Source organism: Actinacidiphila sp. DG2A-62 (genome assembly GCF_035825295.1).
In the GTDB taxonomy this organism is placed as follows: domain Bacteria; phylum Actinomycetota; class Actinomycetes; order Streptomycetales; family Streptomycetaceae; genus Actinacidiphila.
On sequence record NZ_JAYMGI010000002.1, the window covers coordinates 4914925 to 4935042 of the forward strand.

The window sequence follows — 20118 nt, forward strand, 5'->3', positions numbered from 1 at the left end:
CCACACCACGACAGGCCCGCACCATAACCGCACCAGATCGAGCGGGGAACAAGGGGGAATCATGGTGCAAGCAGCCAAGCGCGCCGAGCCGCAGAACCAGCCGTTCGAGCAGGTCAGCTCCTAAAGTGGGCCTTCAATACTCGCAGCTTCCCAAGCTGATGGCTCAGGCAGTGTGCTCACGGGCCGGGCGTCCTGGGTGCCTCCGGTCGACGACACCTCGACAGCATGGCTGAGGGCAGTAGGGGTGCAGCGAGGCACACGCGCGCCTGATCGGTCGGCAAACCCGCCATCGTGGCTGACTGTCGTGGGTTGAGGTGCAGACGACTTGAGCCAACGGGGCACCGTGCGGTCCGGCTGAGGTGACGTCCCTGCTGGGCGTGATTCTGCGATGTGGAAGGGGAATGCAGCCCTGTGGCGGAGTAGGGCCAGGGGAGGGGCAAACAGGTGGCGCAACGGGGCAGCGGCCGAGGCAACGACTATCAGCGGCAACAGCAAGCTTTACGACGTACCCAGGAGCAACGGGCACGACAAGCGGAGCGGGAACGCAAGGCTGCTGAGACGGCCAGCAAGCGGCAGGAACGCGAGCGGAAGGCCGCGTATCAGGAGCAGCAGGCCGAGCAGGCGCGGGTTCGCACGATCGGGGTCGAGCACGAGGTCGAGCAGCTTGGGCAGTTGCTCCGTGACGCGCTGGTTGGGGATCCGCCGACGACCTTTGAGCGCCGGCGGAGGACTCACACACCGAGGAAGTTAGACGAGCGTCCTTGGTCTCGTCCTGAGCCTTCCCCGCGTTGGGAGGAGTTCGCACCACCGGAACCCGGTGGTCTGGCTGCTGTCCTGGGTCTTGGCAGGAAGCGCTATGAGGTTGAGGTTGCCGAGGCGCGTGTGCGGTTCGGCGAAGCACAGGATCGCCACAGGCGGGCGGAAGAGAAGCGGCTGGCAACGCTGGAGCGAAAGCGTGCCGAGCACCGCCAGGCCGAAGCGAAGGCCCTTGATGAGGTGGCGACCTTCAACGGGAAATTGGATGAAGAGCGCGAGGCATACAGGGCAGGGGAGCCCGCGGCGGTCGAGGCTCATCTAGGGGCTGTTCTGGATGCGTCGGTGTACCCAGTGGGCTTCCCGCACGAGCATCGAATCGCCTTTCGCCCTGCCACCGGTGACGTACTCGTTGAGATCCATTTGCCTCCTGAGGCGATCGTTCCTACCGCCCGGGGCTACCGGTACGTGAAAAACCGAGACGAGACGACCGTGCTGCCTCGTCCCGAGAAGGAGCGCAGGGAGATCTACGCCTCAGTCCTGGCGCAAGTCGCTCTGAGGACTGTCCACGAGGTCCTGACGAGCGATCCGGACCGGGTCGTCAATGGCGTGATCCTGAACGGCCATGTGAGAACCATCGACCGGGCTACCGGTCAGGAGGTCTCACCCTGTTTGGTGACGCTCAGCGCCAGTAGGGAGCAGTTCGGGAAGCTCCGTCTCAGTCAGGTTGATCCAGCGCAGTGCCTCAGGGGACTCAACGCTCTGGTGTCTCCCAACCCCTACGATCTCGAACCGATCCGCCCCATCGTCGAGTTCGACCTGTCGAAGTACCGGCTCATGGACAGCATGGATGTAGTCGCCGGCCTGGACAGCAGGCCCGTGCTGGTGAAGCTGACGCCCACCGAGTTCGAGCACCTGATTCGCCAACTGTTTGAGGCGATCGGCATGGAGGCCTGGAACACCCAGGCCTCCAAAGACGAGGGTGTTGATGCGGTGGCCGTCAGCAAGGACCCCGTCTTCAACGGTGAGTGCATCATTCAGGCGAAGCGCTACAGCAAGCTCGTGGGTGTTGAGTCCGTTCAGGCGCTCGCCGGAGTGGTCGAGCACAAGCGTGCTGCCAAGGGGGTCCTGATCACCACATCGTGGTTCGGCAGGGCCAGCCACGACTTTGCCCGCCAACATGGTCGGCTCCAGCTGATCGAAGGGCCGGAACTCAAGTACCTAATTAAGGAACACCTTGGCAAGGATGTGATCCCGGGCCCGGTTCCCCCGAAGAGGCGCCCCTCGCGTTGAGGCCGGCGGGCGGCCCACTCAGACCGAGGAGCTGGGCCGTCCCTGGGCCGTCCGAGGCCGCTCGACAGTGGCCAATGACGACCAACGACGACCACCAGGCACACGAGCCCACCGCTCCTGAGCAGGGAAAACCCAGGTCGCAAAGACCCCCGGCAAGACCCAGGGCAAGAAGAAGTAGTTCTTCCCCTTTACCTGAGGCGCCCCCGGCCCGCGGACCTCCCCGGACGGCCGGGGGCGTCCGGCTTCACGTGGCCGGGAGCCGGTACGCGAGGACGTACGCGTCGGCGGCCATGACGGTGTCGCAGACCTCCACCGCGCGCCCTTCTGCGTCGTATGCGGTGCGGACGAGGTGGATGACGGGGACGCTGGCGGCCAGGCGGAGCGTCTTGACCTCGCCGGGTGTGGGCATGCGGGCGCGGATCTCTTCCTCGAAGTGGTCGAGGGTGTGGCCGAGTTCTTCGAGCCGGGCGTAGATGCCGCCGGGCCCGGGGTTGGGCTCGGCGATGGGAGTTCCCCGTGCCAGGTCCAGCGGCAGATACGAGGTCGCGAACTCCACCGGCCGTCCGTCCAGCAGATACCGGCGCCGCCGCGCCAGCACTTTGCGCGGACCACCCAGCCGGGCCGCGACGTCGTGCGTCGGCCGCTCCTCGTTGATCTCCAGGCTGTCCACGGTGGGGTGGCTGCCCGCCGCGTCGGCCTCGACGATGAACGCGGACTTGCCCTGTTCGCGGTGGCGGCGTGCGAAGCGGTCGGAGGCCAGGCGGCGGACGGGGCCGTACGGCGACCGGGACCCACCCCTACCCCAACCCGCACCCAGCAGCGAGTAACAACCCCCTCCACAAGCCCAAGGCACCCACCATCGCTGCCGCTCCGCGGCCCACAGCCCGGGACGTCACTTCTGCTTCGCCGGGCGCCGCTGGCCGTGCACGAGCAGCAACGGCATGCCCCAGGCTCAACGAGGCCGACTGCGGCTTGGGCCCGGCTCCGCGGCTTTAGGCAGCACCATGGGGGCCTGAGGGACCGGTGCCCACTTCGGGCTATGACGGATAGGGCCACAGACCGCCCGAGTTGCGCAAACTTTACGTGCCTCGACCTCTCGCCCCATGGCAGCTCCCGCTGAAACTCACTCCACCGATCTATCGCTGCGTGTGGCGCTATTTGAGTAGCTCAGAAAGGTACTGCTCCGTGAAGTCCCGAGTGCGCCCAAAATCACGGTTGATCTCTTGACCGCCAGCAAGCTTAACCAGCGCTTCGGTGCAAGTCTGGACGGCTGCGAGATAGCGATCGTCATCCCACAAGAACGCATTGAAAGGCTTGCAGTCCTTTTCCGCCTTCTTGTCGATGCTCTCAACTCTTTCTGGCATGCTCGACTTAGAATAAATCGTTCGCACCCCTGCCAGAAGGTGGTATCGGGCAGGCTTCAACTCCCGTGCGATCGCTCCGCTCCTGAAGAAATGGTCGAGCTTGCAGAAGGCGTAGGCGGCGGAATAGTAGTAGGCCTCATTGTGCGAATCGGAGAAGACGTCGTTGCCTACACGGTTACGGAGGTCTCCGTAATAACGTGCAGCCGTGTGAGGGATTCTAAGGTAAAGCGAAGCGAAAGCCTGCATCAGGTTGCGGAAAGAAATCACCCGCCATGTACCGCGAACTTGAGCCGACCCGGACCATTGTCGCGAACGCCGTTCGTAGTAGATCCGCTTGCCGGGCTCCGCTTCAAACGAATTGAAGTACGCTTCGATCCTTTTTTGCAGATCTGACAGAGCGAAAAGGTTCTCCTTGGTCACCTGGCCTTGCTTGTTCGTTGCTTTGGTGATGCTCTTGGCTACTTCATCATCCAAGGTCACGATCAAGCGGAAGGGGACGTATACACCGTCCAAGTTTTCTCGCTCAGAGTGAAGAATATGACTAGTCTGGCAACCGTTTACGACTTGGAAGTCGACTAGGGTCAGACGATTGCCCGTGGATTTGAGATCATGTGCGACTACCGTGACACCGTTGTTTAGGACGCAAAATCGGCTACGATCACCTGATGCCAATGTCTGCCTAATATCCGCGTTAACGTCAGTCTCGCCTTGAAAGTCGCGGACGTTATCGAAGAAGAGTGTCTTGCGGATTTCCCCTTCGTCGTCGGTCACAAGCTTGATAAATTCGCTGCCCGGAAGAACACCGAGGTAAGCTTCACGCACCCCTTCCACTTCGGGCAGCGTAGTGCGGTTTTCGAACTGAACTGTCACTTCAAGAGCGGAATCGATAGCGCGCCAGTTCCTCTGAACTTCGCTAGCCCCCCATACGCGAAAGTCGACGCGCGAGAACAAATTTGACCCAAGGAGTCGCTTTTCGGTGTCCCTAGTCTTTTTTACGATGGGGCCCCGATTGTTCCATGCGCCGAGGGTTACATAATAGAGGCGGCATACAGGGTTCTCGCGAAAACGACTCGATTCATCGAAGACTCTGTGAAGCATCTTCTGTTGATTCGTCAGGTTAGGGTGAGGAGGTTCATCCTCCGTGAGCAGGGTGATTGAGGCGTCTGAGAAGACGCTCAGATCCCCCAGGTCGAAACTCGCCGACGTCTTCACCTGCGTCAACGTGATCGAGACCTCGACAGCCCCGCCACCAGAAAGCGCGTCTTCCAGTTCCGCCATATCGGATACGAGTTCACCGTTGATGGAGAGTGCAAAACCATCGATTCCGAGGGTGCCGTCGTCGCCGCAGCAGAAATCCTCAACGCTGAACTGCTGGTCGTGGTGGCGCGAGAAAACAATGAAATTGACGAAGCGTTCGAAGGCGACGTATTCTTTCAGGTGCCCAACCCCCGCACCATTTGTCCAGCTTTCCATCAACCCACGAGTAACTCTGTCCATTGCCCCTCCGTGTCACGACACCCGCCCTTCGCCGGGCTCGGCGATGAATACCTACCGTACCTAGGTTTCAGTAGTTGCGTGTCCATAACAGCGGCTAACACAATGAGGTGGTTCGGTCCTGGTGGCCCTGTCCAGGGTGGTTGTTGCGCGTTCGGTTTGGTGTGAGTGCTGAGCCGTGGAAGGTGTCGGATGACTTGTGGCAGCGGATCGAGCCGCTGTTGCCGAGGCGGGAGCGGCGGTTTCGGTATCCGGGCCGCAGGCCGGTGCCGGACCGGGATGTGCTGTGCGGGATCTTGTACGTGCTGCATACCGGGGTGCAGTGGGAGTACCTGCCCAAGGAGCTGGGCTTCGGCTCAGGGATGACGTGCTGGCGGCGGCTACGGGACTGGAACGAGGCTGGAGTCTGGCAGCGTCTTCACGAGGTCCTGCTCGCCGAGCTCAACGCGGCCTCGCGCCTGGACTGGTCACGATGCGTGGTGGACTCTTCGCACGTCAGGGCGTTAAAAGGGGGCTCGCGACGGGCCCGTCGCCGGTCGACCGAGGCCGGGCGGGCTCGAAACACCACCTGATCACCGACGGGCACGGCACCCCGCTGGCAGTGCTGCTCACTGGCGGCAACCGCAATGACGTCACCCAGCTCCTGCCACTGCTCGACGCGGTTCCGCCGGTGCGCGGCCGACGTGGCCGCCCGCGCCGCAAGCCCGACTCGCTGTTCGCCGACCGCGGCTACGACCACGACGTCTACCGCGACCAGGTCCGCGCCCGCCGCATCGTGCCGGCCATCGCCCGCCGGGGAACCAGGCACGGCACCGGCCTGGGAACCTACCGCTGGGTCGTGGAACGCACCTTCGCCTGGCTCCACGGGTTCAAACGACTCCGCACCCGCTGGGAACGAAGGGCCGACATCCACGAGGCCTTCCTCAAACTCGCCTGCTGCCTCATCACTCACCGACAACTCAGCTCATTGTGTTAGCCGCTGTAAGTGCAGCTTCCGACCTGAGAGGCACGGTCGACGACGGACAAGTTCGCCAGACCATGCCAGACCAGGCGTACTGGCGACGAGCACGGGGGAGTCAAGGGGCGATCGCGCCCGCCGGCTCGCCGAAGCCGTCGGCATTGGCAGCGCCCAGCGCGACCTGCTGATTTGCCGCCGCAACAACGGACGCTGGGAGCCGCCTGGTGGGGTGCTCGAAGCCGGGGGGACGATCCCGACGTCCTGCGGCGCGAGGCGGTGGAGGAGGCAGCACCGGAGCGCGGGCCCGGTGGACTTGGTCGTGGCCGCGACCGCGGAACTCCAGGGGCTGACCCTCCTGCACCGTGACCGGGATTTCGACTGCATCGCCGGCGTCACCGGGCAGCCCCTCCAGTGGTACGGCCCCGACCCGGGGATGTAGCCCCCACGGCTCGGTACGGAAGCCCCGCGGCCCGCGGGTCAGCGGGTCAGCGGGTCAGCGGGTCATGTCCAGGACGAAGCGGTACGTCACGTCGTTCGCCGCGAGGCGGGTCAGCGCGGTGTTGACCTCCGACGCGGGGAGGACCTCGACCGTTGCCGTGATGTCGTGGGCCGCGCAGAAATCGAGCATCTCGCGGGTCGCCGCGAGGCCTCCGCCGCCCGCGCCGGCCAAGCGCTTGCGGCCGATGACCAGGGCCATCGGGTCGAAGGGCATCTCCTGGACCATGCCCAGCGAGCAGAGCGTGCGGTCGAAGCGGAGGGCGTGCAGGTAGGGGGTCAGGTCGTGCGCGCGCGGGACGGTGTCGAGGATGACGTCGAACCGGCCGCGCTGCTCGGCCATCGCCTCCGCGTCGGTGGAGACGACCACGTCGTCCGCGCCGAGCGCGCGCATGTCCTCGGCCTTGGCCGGCGAGGTGGTGAAGCCCACCACCTCCGCGCCCAGCGCCTTGGCCAGCTTCACCGCCATGTGCCCGAGTCCGCCCAGGCCGACGATCCCGACCGTCCGCCCGGGGCCGGCCTCCCACCGCCGCAGCGGCACCCACGTGGTGATCCCCGCGCACATCAGCGGCGCGGTCCCGGCCGGGTCGAGCCCCTCGGGCCGCCGGTGGACGAAGGACGCGTCGGCCACGTACTCGTCGCTGAAGCCGCCCTGCGTCAGCGTCCCGTCGACCCGGTCCCGCCCGGCGTACGTCAGCGTCGGGAACTCCTCGCAGAACACCTCGTCACCGCTGCGGCACGCCTCGCACACCCCGCACGAGTCGACGATGTTGCCCACGCACACCGGATCGCCGACCCGCAGATCCGTCACCCCGGCGCCGACCGCCGTCACCTCGCCCACCATCTCGTGCCCGGGCACCAGCGGGAAGATCTCCGGCCGCTCCTGCCCCGGCTCGGGCCGTACGTGGTCCAGGTCGGTGAAGCACACGCCCGCGTGCGTCACCCGCAGCGCGACGTCGGTGGGCCGCAGGTCGCGGCGCTCGAAACGCCACGGCCGCAGCGCCTCCCCGGGCGCGTGGGCGGCCCAGCCGTTCACCGTGCGCATGGTGGTCCCCTTCCGTTCGGTACGCCGTCCGGGCCGAGCCGCGCGCACCCGGTCGGCTTCGGTACGCCGTCCGGACCGCGTGGCAGGTGTCCGGACCGCTTCGGTACGCCGTCCAGGCTGCGCGGCCCGCGCCAGGCCCGCCATCGGTGGCCGGAGCCTGGGAACCGCAGGGCCACCCTCGAAGCGCCCCGCCCGCCGCCGCGCGATCTACCGTGGAGGCATGGACAACGCCGCCTTCGCGCAGTTCCTGCGTGCTCGCCGGGCCCTGGTCCGCCCCGAGGACGTGGGGCTCGACGAGGCCGCGGGCGACCACCGCCGGCGGGTGGCCGGGCTGCGCCGGGAGGAGCTGGCCCTGCTCGCCGGCGTCAGCGCCGACTACTACGTACGGCTGGAGCAGGGCCGCGGCCACCGGCCGTCGGAGAGCGTGCTGGAGTCGCTGGCCCGGGCGCTGCGCCTGGACGAGCACCTGACCGAGCACCTGTACGCGCTGGCCAGGCCCGCGCCGACCGCGCCGCGCACCCGCGAGCACGTGCCGGAGGCGGTGCGGGAACTGCTGGACGCCTGGACCATGACGCCGGCCTCGGTGACCAGCCGCCGGATGAACGTCGTCGCGGCCAACCCGCTGGCCTGCGAGCTGGCCCCCTGCTACACGCCGGGCACCAATCTGCTGCGGGCGATGTTCCTGGACCCCGAGACCCGGCACTCGCACGTGGACTGGCCGATGTCCGCGTCGGAGGTGGTGGCGAACTTCCGGGCGATGATCGGCACCGAGCGCGACGACCCGGCGCTCCGCGACCTCATCGGCGAACTGTCGCTGCAAAGCCAGGACTTCCGCGATCTGTGGGCGCGCCACGACGTCCACACGACCACCTCGGGCGCGAAGAGCTTCCGGCACCCGGAGGTCGGCGTCATCAACCTCCGCTTCCACGCGATGCCGTTGGAGGACGGCCAGGTGCTGACCGTTCTGCACGCCAGGCCCGGCTCCGCGGACGAGCGGTCCCTGGCGCTGCTCTCGTCGATGGTCGCGACGCGCGCGGGCTGACGCCGGTCACCCGGAGCGCCGGCCCCGGACCCGCCGGACGGGGCTCACGACGCGACGATGCCGTGGTCGCGCAGGAGCGCGGGGAGTCCGCCCGGATATCCCTTGCCGCCGAGGACGAACGCCCAGTCGCCGTTCGGCCGGCGCCGGAACGAGCCCAGGACCAGGGCGGTCTCGTGCGGGCGGCCGTCGGAGACGTCGAGCCGGTCCACCTCGTCGCGGACGTGGTCCAGCAGGCGTACCCGGGCGTCGGTGAAGGCGGCGAGGTCCGCGTCCGGCGCGGCCTCCCGGTCGACCGCGGCGACCAGGACCAGCCGGTCGGCCTCCGCGGGCAGCGCGTCGAACGCGACCTCCAGCGCCGCCCGGTCCGGCGCCACCGCGGGGACGGCCCGCACCGAGCCGTCCGGCGTCGCGGCGTTGTTGAAGAAGACGAAGTGGGCGTCGCTCAGCGCCCGTTCGCCGCGGCACACCAGCGCGCACACGTCGACCGGGACGGCGCCGGTCCAGGTCAGACTGAGGATGTTGTGGCCGGGCGGGGTCGGCGTGCCAGTGGGGGTCGCCGCGACGCCGGATGTCCGCGCGCCGACCGCGCCGACCGCGCCGGCACGCCGGGAAGCCGCGCCGACCGCACCGGCCGCGGCAGCCGTACGCGAGGCGGCAGCCGTACGCGAGGCGGCAGCCGTCCGCGCGGGCCGCGCGGCCACCGCGCCCGCACCACCGCCCGCGCCACCGCCACCGCCGACACGACCGCCCGCACCCCCGCCGCCGCGTCCGCCCCGCGCGCCGCCGTCGCCCAACCGCCCGCGCAGGCCGTGCTGGTGGAGCAGGTCCACGAGTTCCGCGCCGGACATCAGCTCCAGCGGCTTGCCCTCGACGAAGGCGCGCGTCTGCGGGCCGAACCCCGAAGTCGCCACCAGGTCGCCCTTGTTGGCGCCCCTGGCATGGACCGTTCCGAACAGGTCCCTTATGACGGCCGGTTGGACCGTGGCGCGGTAACGCTTCACCTGCACCACGATCTTGCCGCCCTGGATCGGCCGCGGGTCCAGCACGTCCAGGTCCACGCCGCCGTCGTTCGAGCGCGGCGTCGGCGACACCTGCATGCCCATCGCGCGGAAGAGGTCGCCGACGAGGTTCTCGAACTCGACCGGGTCCATGGTGTAGAGGTCGGGCTCCTCACCGCCGTCCCCGTCGTCCGGCGCCTGCGCGCCGTGCTCGCCGGCCGGCCGCGGCGCGACGGCGTCGGGTACGTCGTCCGGCCGGCGTACCGGCCGCACCGCCGCGAGTTGGTCGGGCCGGGCCGACAACTGCCCCCGCAGCGCGTCGGTCAGGCAGCTCACCGGGTCGGCCTGGGCCACGTGCAGCTCGGCGAAGAGCTCCCGCGGCGCGACCGCGGTGGCCAGGACGATGGGCCCGCGCTGACCCGTCACCGGGTCGTGGTCGTCCACGAAGCCGTTCAGCACGACCGAGTCGAGGACCTCCCCCGCGCCCGCCGCCGCGGCAGCCGCGAAGAGCTGGTGCAGCACCAGCAGCAGGCACTGCGCGGCCACCTCGCGGTACAGCGACCGCCGTTGCGCCGCCGGCCGCGCGGTCTCCCTGTCCTGGTCCGCCGAGACCACGTACCGCACCGACTTGGCCTCCGGCACCACCGCGTAGCCGGGCAGCTCCCAGTCCACCACCAACTGCCGCTCCACCGCGTCGTAGGCGGCCGACAGCTGCCGCGGGAAGTGCGCGGGCCAGGCCGGCGAGGCGTACAGCGCGGCGGAGAAGAACTCCACGACCGCCTCGGGGTCGCCGCGCCGCACCCCCGCCACCGCCTGGTCGACGCTCGCGTTGTGCCGCCGCACCTCGGCGCGGTGGGCCGCGACCCGCTGTTCGTACGCCCGCTGGTACGCCGCGAACTGCTGCTGCCGCTGGGCCTCGGCGGCCTGCGCCGCGTGCCAGTCGCGCTCGAACCTGGCGCGCGCCTCCGCCTGGGCCTGGGCGCGGCGGGCCGCGGTCCAGCCGGTGTTCGTCTCGTACTGCCGCGGGTCGGGCATGGGCAGCGGGTGGGCGAGCGGGCCGGGCGCGAACGGCTCGGGCTCCTCCGCGCGCCGCAGCGCCTCGGCGCGGAACGCGGGCGCCCGGCACCCGGCGGCCAGCAGCCCCTGCAACGCCGCGACCTGCGCGTCCAGCTCCTGGGTGCGCCGCGCCGCCTCGGCCTGGCGGTACTCGCGGTGGCTCTGCGCCATGCGCCGCTGGTAGGCGGCGGCCTGCCGGGCCTGCTCCCTGCGCCGCCGCTCGTCGGCCTCCGCCTGCCGCTGGCGCTGACGCTGCACCTCGGCCCAGACCCCGACCGGACCGGTGGAACGACGACTCATGTGCTGCGGTCCCCTCCCCAGGACGTCGCCACGTCACCGGGGGAGAGCGGACAGCGCCGCCACCGGCGGTGACGGTACGACTCTATCCAGCCGGGCGCGGCGCGGCAGCGTCCCGTACGGCCCGGGCCGCCGGCCCGCGCGCCCGCGCGGAGCCCGCGCACGCGGAAGGCGGGCCGCCGGCCCGCGCACACCGTCCCGCGCACGCGCGAGGGCCCCACCCGGCGGTGAACCGGGCGGGGCCCTCACGCGTGCGCGGGACGGATCAGTCGGTGCAGCCGCCGCACTGGCAGGCGCCGCCGTTCTGGCAGCCGCACCCGCAGCCGGAACCGCAGCCGCACGCGGCCACCAGGGGGAGCGGGATACGCAGGGGAGCGGCGTCGGGCGCGGTGCGCTCGCCCGCGACGGGCGTGGGAGTGGGAGATTCCGGCATCAGTGCAGCCTCCTCGGGCTTGCTCAGGCTTGCCTGCGCCCAGTCAAGCGTGCCCCGGCGCGGCGCATCAAGGGCGCACGAGGGTGGCAGGAGAGCGGTCCGCCCGCGCCGCTCCGGCGCGCACGCCCCCCCGCCGCACGCCCCCCGGCCCGACCCCGGCCCCCTGGCCGGACCCCGGCCCCCTGGCCGGGCCCGGGCCGCGCCGAGCCCGAGGACTCTCCGCCTCGGACCCCGCCTGCCCGGAACGCCTACGTCGCGCCCGGGACCCGCCCCGCCCGGGACCCCTACGCCCCCTCGACCGCCGTCGGCGCCGGCGACATCTCGTCGGCGTGCTCGCCGGTCACCAGGTACACCACCCGCTTGGCGACCGACACCGCGTGGTCGGCGAACCGCTCGTAGTACCGGCCGACCAGCGTCACGTCGACCGCCGTCTCGATGCCGTGCTTCCAGCGGTCGTCCAGCAGGTGCTGGAAGAGCGTGCGGTGCAGCTCGTCCATGCGGTCGTCGTCGGCTTCCAGCTGCAGCGCGTCGTCGACGTCCTTGGTGACGATGACCTCGGCCGCCTTGGCCATCAGCCGCTGCGCGAGCTGCCCCATCTCCAGGATGGTGCTGTGCAGGTCGCGCGGCACCGCGGACTCCGGGAAGCGCAGCCGGGCCAGCTTGGCCACGTGCCGGGCCAGGTCGCCCGAGCGCTCCAGGTCCGCGCTCATCCGCAGGCTGGTGACGACGATCCGCAGGTCGGTGGCGACCGGCTGCTGCCGGGCCAGCAGGGTGATCGCCCGGTTCTCCAGCTCGCGCTGGAGGTCGTCGACCTTCTCGTCGGCGGCGATCACGCTCTCCGCGACATTCAGGTCGGCGTCGAGCAGAGCCGTGGTGGCGCGGCCGATCGCGGAGCCGACCAGCCGGGCCATCTCGACCAGTCCGTCGCCGATCGAGTCCAGCTCCTCGTGGTATGCGTCCCGCATCAGCAGTCCTTCCGTAACCCGTCATCTGCGCGGCGCCTGCCGGCACCGGTCGTCCACGCTGCCACGCTGATGGGCGTACGCGTACCGGTCGCGCACCAGCGGTGAACCGGTGCCTACGTGAAGGTGAACTCTTGGCAACGTACATCCGAGAGCTGTCCCACAGGCTTGTGGACTGCTTGAACAGGCCACTTAACCTGGAGCCGTGGACGTGAACGCGGCAGTCGCCGCAGCCAGCGCGATCGCCGGTCTGCTGACCGGCGTCATCGCCGTGCTCGCGTTCCGCTGGAGCGAACGGGAGCAGGCCCGCCCGACCCGCACGGCGGTGCGGGCCGAACAGGGCGCGGCCGTGCTGCCGCCGGGCGTGGACACCGTGCTGTCGGTGCTGCGCTCGTCGGCGGTCGTCCTGGACGAGGGCGACACCGTGGTCAAGGCCAGCTCGGCCGCGTACGCGCTCGGACTGGTCAGGGGCGGCCGGCTGGCCGTGGACCAGATGCTCCAGATGGCCCGCGAGACCCGGCGGGACGGCGAGATACGGCAGGTCGAGCTGGACCTGCCGCGCCGCGGCGCCTCGCGCGGCGAGGGCCTGGCGGTCTCCGCCCGGGTCGCGCCGCTGGGCTCCCGGCTGGTGCTGCTGCTGGTCGAGGACCTCACCGAGGCCCGCCGCATCGAGGCGGTCCGCCGCGACTTCGTGGCGAACGTCAGCCACGAGCTGAAGACCCCGGTCGGCGCGCTGTCGCTGCTGTCGGAGGCCGTGATGGACGCGGCCGACGACCCGGAGGCGGTCAACCGCTTCGCCGGCCGGATGCAGATCGAGGCCACCCGGCTGACCAGCCTGGTGCAGGAGATCATCGACCTGTCCCGGGTCCAGGACGACGACCTGCTCGACGACGCCGAGCCGGTCGCCGTGGACGACCTGGTGGCCGAGGCGGTCGACCGCTGCCGCCACCAGGCCAACACCAAGCAGATCACCATGGCCACCGGCACCACCCCCGACCTCTTCATCTGGGGCAACCGGGGCCAGCTCGCCGCCGCCCTCGGCAACCTGGTCGAGAACGCCGTGAACTACTCCCCGGCCAGGACCAGGGTCGGCATAGCCGGGCGCCGCATCGCCGCGCCCGGCGGCTCCGGGGGAGGGGACCTCATCGAGATCTCCGTCACGGACCAGGGCATCGGCATCTCCGAGAAGGACCGCGACCGGGTCTTCGAGCGCTTCTACCGGGTGGACCCGGCGCGCTCGCGGGCGACCGGCGGGACCGGGCTCGGCCTGTCCATCGTCAAGCACGTGGCCGCCTCGCACGGCGGGGAGGTCACGGTGTGGAGCGCCGAGGGTCAGGGCTCCACCTTCACCCTGCGGCTGCCCGAGGCCGGGATCGCCAAGGACCGCGCGCTGCCGCCGGGCCTGGACCCCGACGCCGAGGCCGCCTACGAGGGCGACGCCGAGCCGGCCGACGAGCCGGACGTCCCTTCCGAAGACCAGCTTTTCCAGACCCTCCCCGAACACATCCCCGCCCCGGAGGTCCTTCCGTGACCCGCGTTCTTGTCGTGGAGGACGAAGAGTCCTTCAGCGACGCGCTGTCCTACATGCTGCGCAAGGAGGGCTTCGAGGTCGCCGTGTCCGCGACCGGGCCCGACGCGCTGGACGAGTTCGAGCGCAACGGCGCCGACCTGGTCCTGCTCGACCTGATGCTGCCGGGGCTGCCCGGCACCGAGGTCTGCCGCCAGCTGCGGCTGAAGTCCAATGTCCCGGTGATCATGGTGACCGCCAAGGACAGCGAGATCGACAAGGTCGTCGGCCTGGAGATAGGCGCGGACGACTACGTGACCAAGCCGTTCTCCTCGCGCGAGCTGGTGGCCCGCATCCGCGCGGTGCTGCGCCGCCGCGGCGAGCCCGAGGAGATCTCCCCGGCCGCCCTGGAGGCGGGCCCGGTGCGGATGGACGTGGACCGGCACGTGGTGACGGTCGGCGGCGGCAAGGTGGACCTGCCGCTGAAGGAGTTCGACCTGCTGGAGATGCTGCTGCGCAACGCCGGCCGGGTGCTCACCCGGATGCAGCTGATCGACCGGGTCTGGGGCGCGGACTACGTGGGCGACACCAAGACCCTCGACGTCCACGTCAAGCGCCTGCGCGCCAAGATCGAGCCGGACCCGGGCGCGCCGCGCTACCTGGTGACGGTGCGGGGGCTGGGCTACAAGTTCGAGCCGTAGGCCGGGGCCGGGGGCCGCGCGCGAGGCCGCCGGGCGTCCGTACGGGCGCCCGGCGGCCTTTCCGTGTCAGCGCCTGTCAGGTGGTGGGGAGGGCGGAGGTGGGGGTGCTGGACGGCGTGGGGATGCCCGGAGTGGTCGTCGCGCCGCCGGAGGCCGTGGGGCTGGGGCCGTACGGCTGGTAGAAGCCGGCCGACGGCAGGACGTTGGCGAGCACGGTGACCGGCCCCGCGTCGCTGAAGGTGAAGACCGCGTTCTGCACGTCGCCGTCGCGCAGCGCCTCGCTGCCGGTGTCGATGGTCGCCGCCGGGTTGCCCTTGCCGCCCAGCAGCACACTGCCGTGCGCGGGGACGGTGACGCCCTGGCCGCCGCCGCTGCCGGTCAGCGTCGCGCTGATGCCGCCGGACAGCTGCACCGACTGCAGCGTCTCGGCGGACGAGCCGTTGTTGAACAGCCGGGCGGTGACCGTCGCCGGGCCGCTGTCCTGGGTGAGCACGAAGGCGTTCTGCACCTTGACCGGGCCGGCGCTCGCCGACGCGCTGTCGGGCTCGACCTCCAGGGTCGCCGCGTCGTTGCCCGCGGCGCAGGCGGCGGCGAGGGGTGCGAGCGTGAGCGCGAGGACGGCGGCGACGGCGCCGCGACGGAAGCTGCGGACCACGGCGGCGCATCTCCTTGGGCAGGGCGGAAAGATCTTCTGGCGGCCTTAGATTACCGACGCCCCCCGCGGCCCGCGCACCGGGCCCGCCCTTTAGCGTGACCACCGCCGTGATCACTTCGCGTGATCACTTCCCGCCGCCCGTCCGCGGGCGGCGGCGCGCGATTTCCATGATGTCGCAAAATTGGATCTTCGACGGCCGAGAACCCGAACGGAGTAGCGACGACTCACTCACTCGGGAGGGACAAAGGTGGACGTATCGCCCCTTGTTCGGGGCCTTCGAGGTCTGTAACGCCCGCGTTTCAGCGTCCTCGAATATGTGCTCCGACCTGCGGATACCTCGTCGCGGGTGCACCCTCCAGCACGACGCAGGGGCCCTTGTCAAGCCCCGAGATATGCCCTGACCTGCGAAAACGCCATTCAGAAGAGGCCGTTCCCGTGTTACCCTGGATAGCCACGGAAGGGGTACCTGTCACATGACGTTCAAGGTTGGCGACACCGTGGTCTATCCCCATCACGGGGCCGCGCTGATCGAGGCCATCGAAATTCGCCAGATCAAAGGCGTGGACAAGACCTACTTGGTGCTCAAGGTCGCCCAGGGCGACTTGACGGTACGCGTGCCCGCGGACAATGCGGAGTTCGTCGGCGTACGCGACGTGGTCGGTCAGGAGGGTCTGGACCGGGTCTTCGAGGTGCTGCGCGCGCCGTACACCGAGGAGCCCACCAACTGGTCCCGCCGATACAAGGCAAATCTGGAGAAGCTCGCCTCCGGTGATGTCATCAAGGTCGCGGAAGTCGTGCGTGACCTGTGGCGTCGTGAGCGCGAGCGCGGCCTGTCGGCCGGCGAGAAGCGCATGCTCGCCAAGGCGCGGCAGATCCTGGTCAGCGAGCTCGCCCTCGCGGAGAACACCAACGAGGACAAGGCCGAAGCGCTGCTCGACGAAGTCCTCGCGTCGTAAGACCGTCCCCTCCGGACGTTCTCGTGTCGCGCCCCGGTGAGGGTGTGCCGAACCCACATCCCCCCGCAGCTCCCGACATACGTTGACGCAAACCCCCGCCACCACGGGGGACTGCTACGGCACCCGGTCGCGTACCACACGCGGACGACCGGGTGCCGCGGCATGCCGGCACTCGGATACGGTGGTGCCGCCTGCTGCTCCCTGTCGTCACGGAAGGGATCAGGGAGAGCGCCCACCCCGCACCTTGAGTGCGATACCCATCTCATACAAGGACACAAACCTGCGTACCGCAGCAGTCATTCCCGCCGCCGGACGTGGAGTTCGGCTGGGCCCCGGCGCCCCCAAGGCGCTGCGCACCCTCGGCGGGGTCCCGATCCTGGTGCACGCCGTGCGCGCGATGGCGCGCGCCCGCGCCGTGCAGGTCCTCGTCGTGGTCGCCCCGCCGGAGGGCGCCGCCGAGGTCAGAGCGCTGCTCGACGCGCACGGACTGCCCGAGTCGACCGACATAAGGGTGGTGCCGGGCGGCGAGTCCCGGCAGGAGTCCGTACGCCTGGGCCTGGCCGCGCTGCCGGACGACGTCGACGTGGTGCTGGTGCACGACGCGGCGCGCCCGCTGGTGCCGGTCGAGACCGTCGAGGGCGTCATCGACGCGGTACGCGCCGGCGCGCCCGCCGTGGTCCCGGGGATCCCGCTCGCCGACACCGTCAAGAGCGTCGACCCGGACACCGGCGAGGTCACCGGCACCCCGCGGCGGGCGCTGCTGCGCGCCGTGCAGACCCCGCAGGGCTTCGACCTGGCCACGCTGGCCAAGGCGCACGCCACGGTCACCGAGGACGTCACGGACGACGCGGGCATGGTCGAGCGGCTCGGCGTGCCGGTGCTGGTCGTGCCGGGGCACGAGGAGGCGTTCAAGGTGACCAGGCCGCTGGACCTGGTGCTCGCGGAGGCCGTGCTCGCGCGCAGGAGGGCCACCGATGGCTACTGACCCGCCCGGACCCGGGGCCCGGCCCGAGCCCGTGTCCGCGGACGCGGCCGGCGCGACGCCCGCGCTCCCGCCGGGGGTCGTGCTCCCGCAGGTCGGCGTCGGCACCGACATCCACGCCTTCGAGGAGGGCCGCGAGCTGTGGTGCGCGGGCCTGCTGTGGGAGGACCAGGGTCCCGGCCTGGCCGGGCACTCCGACGCCGACGTGGTGGCGCACGCGGCCTGCAACGCGCTGTTCTCCGCGGCCGGCCTCGGCGACCTCGGCGCCCACTTCGGCACCGACCGGCCCGAGTGGGCCGGCGCGTCGGGGGTGGCGCTGCTCACCGAGGCGGCCCGCATCGTCCGCGCCGAGGGCTACGTGATCGGCAACGTCGCCGTCCAGGTGATCGGCCGCCGCCCGAAGATCGGCCGGCGCCGCGAGGAGGCGCAGAAGGTGCTGTCCGCCGCGGTCGGCGCACCCGTCGCGCTCAGCGCCGCCACCACGGACGGCCTGGGTTTCACCGGCCGCGGCGAGGGCCTGGCGGCCGTCGCGACCGCGCTGGTGGCCCGCGCCGCCTGAGCCCGCCCGGGGTCCGCCTGCCCGCCCAAGGTCCGCTTGAGCCCGCCTGAGCCCGCCCCGGTCCGCCCGTACGACGCCCCCGCCCGCCCGCGCGCCCTTACGGCGGCCGTGCCCGGCCCCCCGCGCCGCCCGAACGGCATCGGGGCCGGCCCCGGAGGGCCGGCCCCGACGGGCTCAGCGGCGCGCGGTCACGCCGGCGCGGTGCGCGAGCGCCCCGCGCGGCGCGCTCACGCCACGTCGAACCGGTCCAGGTTCGACACCTTCACCCACGCCGCCACGAAGTCCTTGACGAACTTCTCCTTCGCGTCGTCGCTCGCGTAGACCTCCGCGAGGGCGCGCAGCTCGGAGTTGGACCCGAAGACCAGGTCCGCGCGGGTGCCGGTCCACTTGACCGCGCCGGTGGCCGCGTCGCGGCCCTCGAACGAGGTCTGGTCCGCCGACGTCGACGACCACGTCGTGCCCAGGTCGAGCAGGTTGACGAAGAAGTCGTTGGTCAGCACGCCCGGCGTCTCGGTGAAGACGCCCAGCTTGGAGCCGTCGTAGTTGGCGCCGAGCACGCGCAGGCCGCCGACCAGGACGGTCATCTCCGGGGCGCTGAGGGTGAGCAGGTTCGCCCGGTCCAGCAGCAGGTACTCGGCCGGCAGCCGGTTGCCCTTGCCCAGGTAGTTGCGGAACCCGTCGGCCGGGGGCTCCAGCGCCTCGAAGGACTCGGTGTCGGTCTGCTCCTCGGTCGCGTCGACGCGGCCCGGGGCGAACGGCACCTCGACCTCGACCCCGCCGTCCTTGGCGGCCTTCTCGACCGCCGCGGCGCCGCCCAGCACGATCAGGTCGGCCAGCGAGACCTTCTTGGCGCCGGAGGCGGCGTTGAAGTCGCGCTGGACGCCCTCCAGGACGCGCAGCACCTGCGCCAGCTCGTCCGGGTTGTTGACCTCCCAGCCGCTCTGCGGCTGCAGGCGGATGCGGGCGCCGTTGGCGCCGCCGCGCTTGTCGCTGCCGCGGAAGGTCGAGGCCGACGCCCACGCGGTGGTGACCAGCTGCGAGACGGTGAGCCCGGAGTCCAGGAGCTTGGCCTTCAGGGCCGCGACGTCCTCGGCGCCGATGGTCTCGTAGTCCGCCTCGGGCAGCGGGTCCTGCCAGATCAGCGTCTCGGCCGGCACCTCGGGGCCCAGGTGCAGGGACTTCGGGCCCAGGTCGCGGTGGGTCAGCTTGTACCAGGCGCGGGCGAAGGCGTCCGCGAACTGGTCGGGGTTCTCGTGGAAGCGGCGCGAGATCGGCTCGTAGACCGGGTCGAAGCGCAGCGCCAGGTCGGTGGTGAGCATCGCCGGCGCGATCTTCTTCGTCGCGTCGTGGGCGTGCGGGACGGTGCCCTCGCCCGCGCCGTCCTTCGGCTTCCACTGCTTGGCGCCGGCCGGGCTCTCGGTCAGCTCCCACTCGTAGCCGAAGAGGTTGTCGAAGAAGCCGTTGCTCCACCGGGTGGGCGTGCTGGTCCAGGTCACCTCCAGGCCGGAGGTGATGGTGTCCGCGCCCTTGCCGGTGCCGTAGCTGTTGCGCCAGCCCAGGCCCTGCTCCTCCAGGCCGGCGGCCTCGGGGTCGGGGCCGACGTTGTCGGCCGGGCCCGCGCCGTGGGTCTTGCCGAAGGTGTGGCCGCCGGCGATCAGCGCGACGGTCTCCTCGTCGTTCATCGCCATCCGGCGGAAGGTCTCGCGGATGTCGCGGGCGGCGGCGATCGGGTCCGGGTTGCCGTTGGGGCCCTCGGGGTTGACGTAGATCAGGCCCATCTGGACCGCGCCGAGCGGGCTCTCCAGCTCGCGGTCGCCGGTGTAGCGCTCGTCGCCGAGCCAGGTGCGCTCGGGGCCCCAGTAGACGTCCTCCTCCGGCTCCCAGACGTCCTCGCGGCCGCCGGAGAACCCGAAGGTCTCGAAGCCCATCGTCTCCAGCGCGACGTTGCCGGACAGCACCAGCAGGTCGGCCCAGGACAGGCTCTGGCCGTACTTCTTCTTGACCGGCCACAGCAGCAGGCGGGCCTTGTCCAGGTTGGCGTTGTCCGGCCAGCTGTTCAGCGGCGCGAACCGCTGCTGGCCGGCGCCGGCGCCGCCGCGGCCGTCGCTGATCCGGTAGGTGCCGGCGCTGTGCCAGGCCATCCGGATGATGAACGGGCCGTAGTTGCCGAAGTCGGCCGGCCACCAGTCCTGCGAGGTGGTCAGCACCTCGGCGATGTCCCGCTTGACCGCCGCCAGGTCCAGGCTCTGGAAGGCCGCGGCGTAGTCGAAGTCCTCACCGAGCGGGTTGGCCACCGCGGGGTTCTTGGCGAGGATCTTCAGGTTCAGCCGCTCCGGCCACCATTCGCGGTTCCCGCCGCCCTGGGTGGGGTGCGGGGCGCGGTCGTGCGCGACCGGGCAGCCGCCGCCCTCCGCCTTCGCGTCCGTGACGATTGCGTCGTGGTTCTCAGTCATGGGATTCCCGTCTCCTGCCGAGTCGTGCCGGCCCCTTGGCTCTCACCGAGTGTCGATCCTACGATGGACACTGTCCAAGTCAAGAAGAGCGCCAACTCCGTATTCGATCATAAAT

The 20118-nt window shown here is 70.5% G+C and carries 14 protein-coding genes and 3 pseudogenes; 9 read left to right on the top strand and 8 right to left on the bottom strand.

Annotation, left to right across the window (positions count from 1 at the left end):
* The first annotated feature begins 444 nt into the window (after positions 1 to 444).
* The gene (locus VSR01_RS22000; RefSeq protein WP_326450888.1) at positions 445 to 2046 is read left to right on the top strand and encodes a restriction endonuclease; all 1602 of its coding nucleotides are present in this window, start codon (positions 445 to 447) and stop codon (positions 2044 to 2046) included.
* 244 nt (positions 2047 to 2290) lie between these two features.
* On the opposite strand, the pseudogene VSR01_RS22005 reads toward VSR01_RS22000, so the two are convergent.
* Both VSR01_RS22005 and VSR01_RS22010 read right to left on the bottom strand, forming a co-directional pair.
* A pseudogene (locus tag VSR01_RS22005) lies at positions 2291 to 2827 on the bottom strand (GntR family transcriptional regulator); the annotation flags it as partial.
* Between the two features lie 373 nt (positions 2828 to 3200).
* On the bottom strand, positions 3201 to 4907 hold the full coding sequence (locus VSR01_RS22010; RefSeq protein WP_326450889.1) for an AIPR family protein: 1707 nt from the start codon (positions 4905 to 4907) through the stop codon (positions 3201 to 3203).
* Between the two features lie 107 nt (positions 4908 to 5014).
* On the opposite strand from VSR01_RS22010, the pseudogene VSR01_RS22015 reads away from it, so the two are divergent.
* A pseudogene (locus tag VSR01_RS22015) lies at positions 5015 to 5880 on the top strand (IS5 family transposase).
* 262 nt (positions 5881 to 6142) lie between these two features.
* Positions 6143 to 6301 (top strand): annotated as a pseudogene (locus tag VSR01_RS22020) (PIN domain-containing protein); the annotation flags it as partial.
* A 54-nt stretch (positions 6302 to 6355) separates the two neighbouring features.
* Here the strand turns inward: VSR01_RS22020 and VSR01_RS22025 are convergent.
* A complete protein-coding gene (locus VSR01_RS22025; RefSeq protein ID WP_326450890.1) occupies positions 6356 to 7402 on the bottom strand; it encodes an NAD(P)-dependent alcohol dehydrogenase in 1047 nt (348 codons plus the stop codon).
* 220 nt (positions 7403 to 7622) lie between these two features.
* Here VSR01_RS22025 and VSR01_RS22030 point away from each other — a divergent pair, with 220 nt between their 5' ends.
* Positions 7623 to 8444: a helix-turn-helix transcriptional regulator gene (locus VSR01_RS22030; RefSeq protein WP_326450891.1), complete on the top strand. Its 822-nt coding sequence runs from the start codon at positions 7623 to 7625 to the stop codon at positions 8442 to 8444.
* A gap of 44 nt (positions 8445 to 8488) precedes the next feature.
* Here VSR01_RS22030 and VSR01_RS22035 read toward each other — a convergent pair whose 3' ends face one another.
* The 3 genes from VSR01_RS22035 to phoU form a co-directional block, all read right to left on the bottom strand.
* Positions 8489 to 10798 carry a restriction endonuclease gene (locus tag VSR01_RS22035; RefSeq protein WP_326450892.1) on the bottom strand — a complete coding sequence of 770 codons (2310 nt, stop codon included), beginning with the start codon at positions 10796 to 10798 and terminating at the stop codon, positions 8489 to 8491.
* 262 nt (positions 10799 to 11060) lie between these two features.
* A complete protein-coding gene (locus VSR01_RS22040; protein ID WP_326450893.1) occupies positions 11061 to 11228 on the bottom strand; it encodes a hypothetical protein in 168 nt (55 codons plus the stop codon).
* A gap of 284 nt (positions 11229 to 11512) precedes the next feature.
* Entirely contained in the window at positions 11513 to 12193 is a 681-nt protein-coding gene (gene phoU / locus VSR01_RS22045) for a phosphate signaling complex protein PhoU (protein WP_326450894.1), read from the bottom strand.
* Between the two features lie 202 nt (positions 12194 to 12395).
* Here phoU and VSR01_RS22050 point away from each other — a divergent pair, with 202 nt between their 5' ends.
* Both VSR01_RS22050 and VSR01_RS22055 read left to right on the top strand, forming a co-directional pair.
* A complete protein-coding gene (locus VSR01_RS22050; protein ID WP_326450895.1) occupies positions 12396 to 13721 on the top strand; it encodes a sensor histidine kinase in 1326 nt (441 codons plus the stop codon).
* Complete coding sequence (locus VSR01_RS22055; protein ID WP_127358923.1) at positions 13718 to 14398, top strand: response regulator transcription factor; 681 nt, start codon at positions 13718 to 13720, stop codon at positions 14396 to 14398. Before VSR01_RS22050 ends, VSR01_RS22055 begins: the two co-directional genes overlap by 4 nt.
* A gap of 76 nt (positions 14399 to 14474) precedes the next feature.
* Here the strand turns inward: VSR01_RS22055 and VSR01_RS22060 are convergent, their stop codons facing one another.
* Positions 14475 to 15053 carry a DUF461 domain-containing protein gene (locus VSR01_RS22060; RefSeq protein ID WP_326450896.1) on the bottom strand — a complete coding sequence of 193 codons (579 nt, stop codon included), beginning with the start codon at positions 15051 to 15053 and terminating at the stop codon, positions 14475 to 14477.
* A 473-nt stretch (positions 15054 to 15526) separates the two neighbouring features.
* Between VSR01_RS22060 and VSR01_RS22065 the strand changes: the two genes are divergently transcribed.
* The 3 genes from VSR01_RS22065 (at position 15527) to ispF (ending at position 17550) form a co-directional block, all read left to right on the top strand.
* Positions 15527 to 16009 carry a CarD family transcriptional regulator gene (locus tag VSR01_RS22065; RefSeq protein ID WP_033174074.1) on the top strand — a complete coding sequence of 161 codons (483 nt, stop codon included), beginning with the start codon at positions 15527 to 15529 and terminating at the stop codon, positions 16007 to 16009.
* A 244-nt stretch (positions 16010 to 16253) separates the two neighbouring features.
* Positions 16254 to 16994, top strand: coding sequence for a 2-C-methyl-D-erythritol 4-phosphate cytidylyltransferase (gene ispD, locus VSR01_RS22070; protein WP_326450897.1), 741 nt, complete (start codon positions 16254 to 16256; stop codon positions 16992 to 16994).
* Positions 16984 to 17550 carry a 2-C-methyl-D-erythritol 2,4-cyclodiphosphate synthase gene (ispF, locus tag VSR01_RS22075; protein ID WP_326450898.1) on the top strand — a complete coding sequence of 189 codons (567 nt, stop codon included), beginning with the start codon at positions 16984 to 16986 and terminating at the stop codon, positions 17548 to 17550. The genes ispD and ispF overlap by 11 nt, the downstream gene beginning before the upstream one ends.
* A gap of 227 nt (positions 17551 to 17777) precedes the next feature.
* Here the strand turns inward: ispF and katG are convergent, their stop codons facing one another.
* Positions 17778 to 20003 carry a catalase/peroxidase HPI gene (gene katG, locus VSR01_RS22080; RefSeq protein ID WP_326450899.1) on the bottom strand — a complete coding sequence of 742 codons (2226 nt, stop codon included), beginning with the start codon at positions 20001 to 20003 and terminating at the stop codon, positions 17778 to 17780.
* Positions 20004 to 20118 lie beyond the last annotated feature (115 nt).

Coding starts and splice junctions, on each gene's coding strand:
- VSR01_RS22010 (WP_326450889.1), bottom strand. CDS start 4,907: ATGGACAGAGTTACTCGTGGGTTGATGGAAAGCTGGACAAATGGTGCG.
- VSR01_RS22025 (WP_326450890.1), bottom strand. CDS start 7,402: ATGCGCACGGTGAACGGCTGGGCCGCCCACGCGCCCGGGGAGGCGCTG.
- VSR01_RS22030 (WP_326450891.1), top strand. CDS start 7,623: ATGGACAACGCCGCCTTCGCGCAGTTCCTGCGTGCTCGCCGGGCCCTG.
- VSR01_RS22035 (WP_326450892.1), bottom strand. CDS start 10,798: ATGAGTCGTCGTTCCACCGGTCCGGTCGGGGTCTGGGCCGAGGTGCAG.
- VSR01_RS22040 (WP_326450893.1), bottom strand. CDS start 11,228: ATGCCGGAATCTCCCACTCCCACGCCCGTCGCGGGCGAGCGCACCGCG.
- phoU (WP_326450894.1), bottom strand. CDS start 12,193: ATGCGGGACGCATACCACGAGGAGCTGGACTCGATCGGCGACGGACTG.
- VSR01_RS22065 (WP_033174074.1), top strand. CDS start 15,527: ATGACGTTCAAGGTTGGCGACACCGTGGTCTATCCCCATCACGGGGCC.
- ispF (WP_326450898.1), top strand. CDS start 16,984: ATGGCTACTGACCCGCCCGGACCCGGGGCCCGGCCCGAGCCCGTGTCC.
- katG (WP_326450899.1), bottom strand. CDS start 20,003: ATGACTGAGAACCACGACGCAATCGTCACGGACGCGAAGGCGGAGGGC.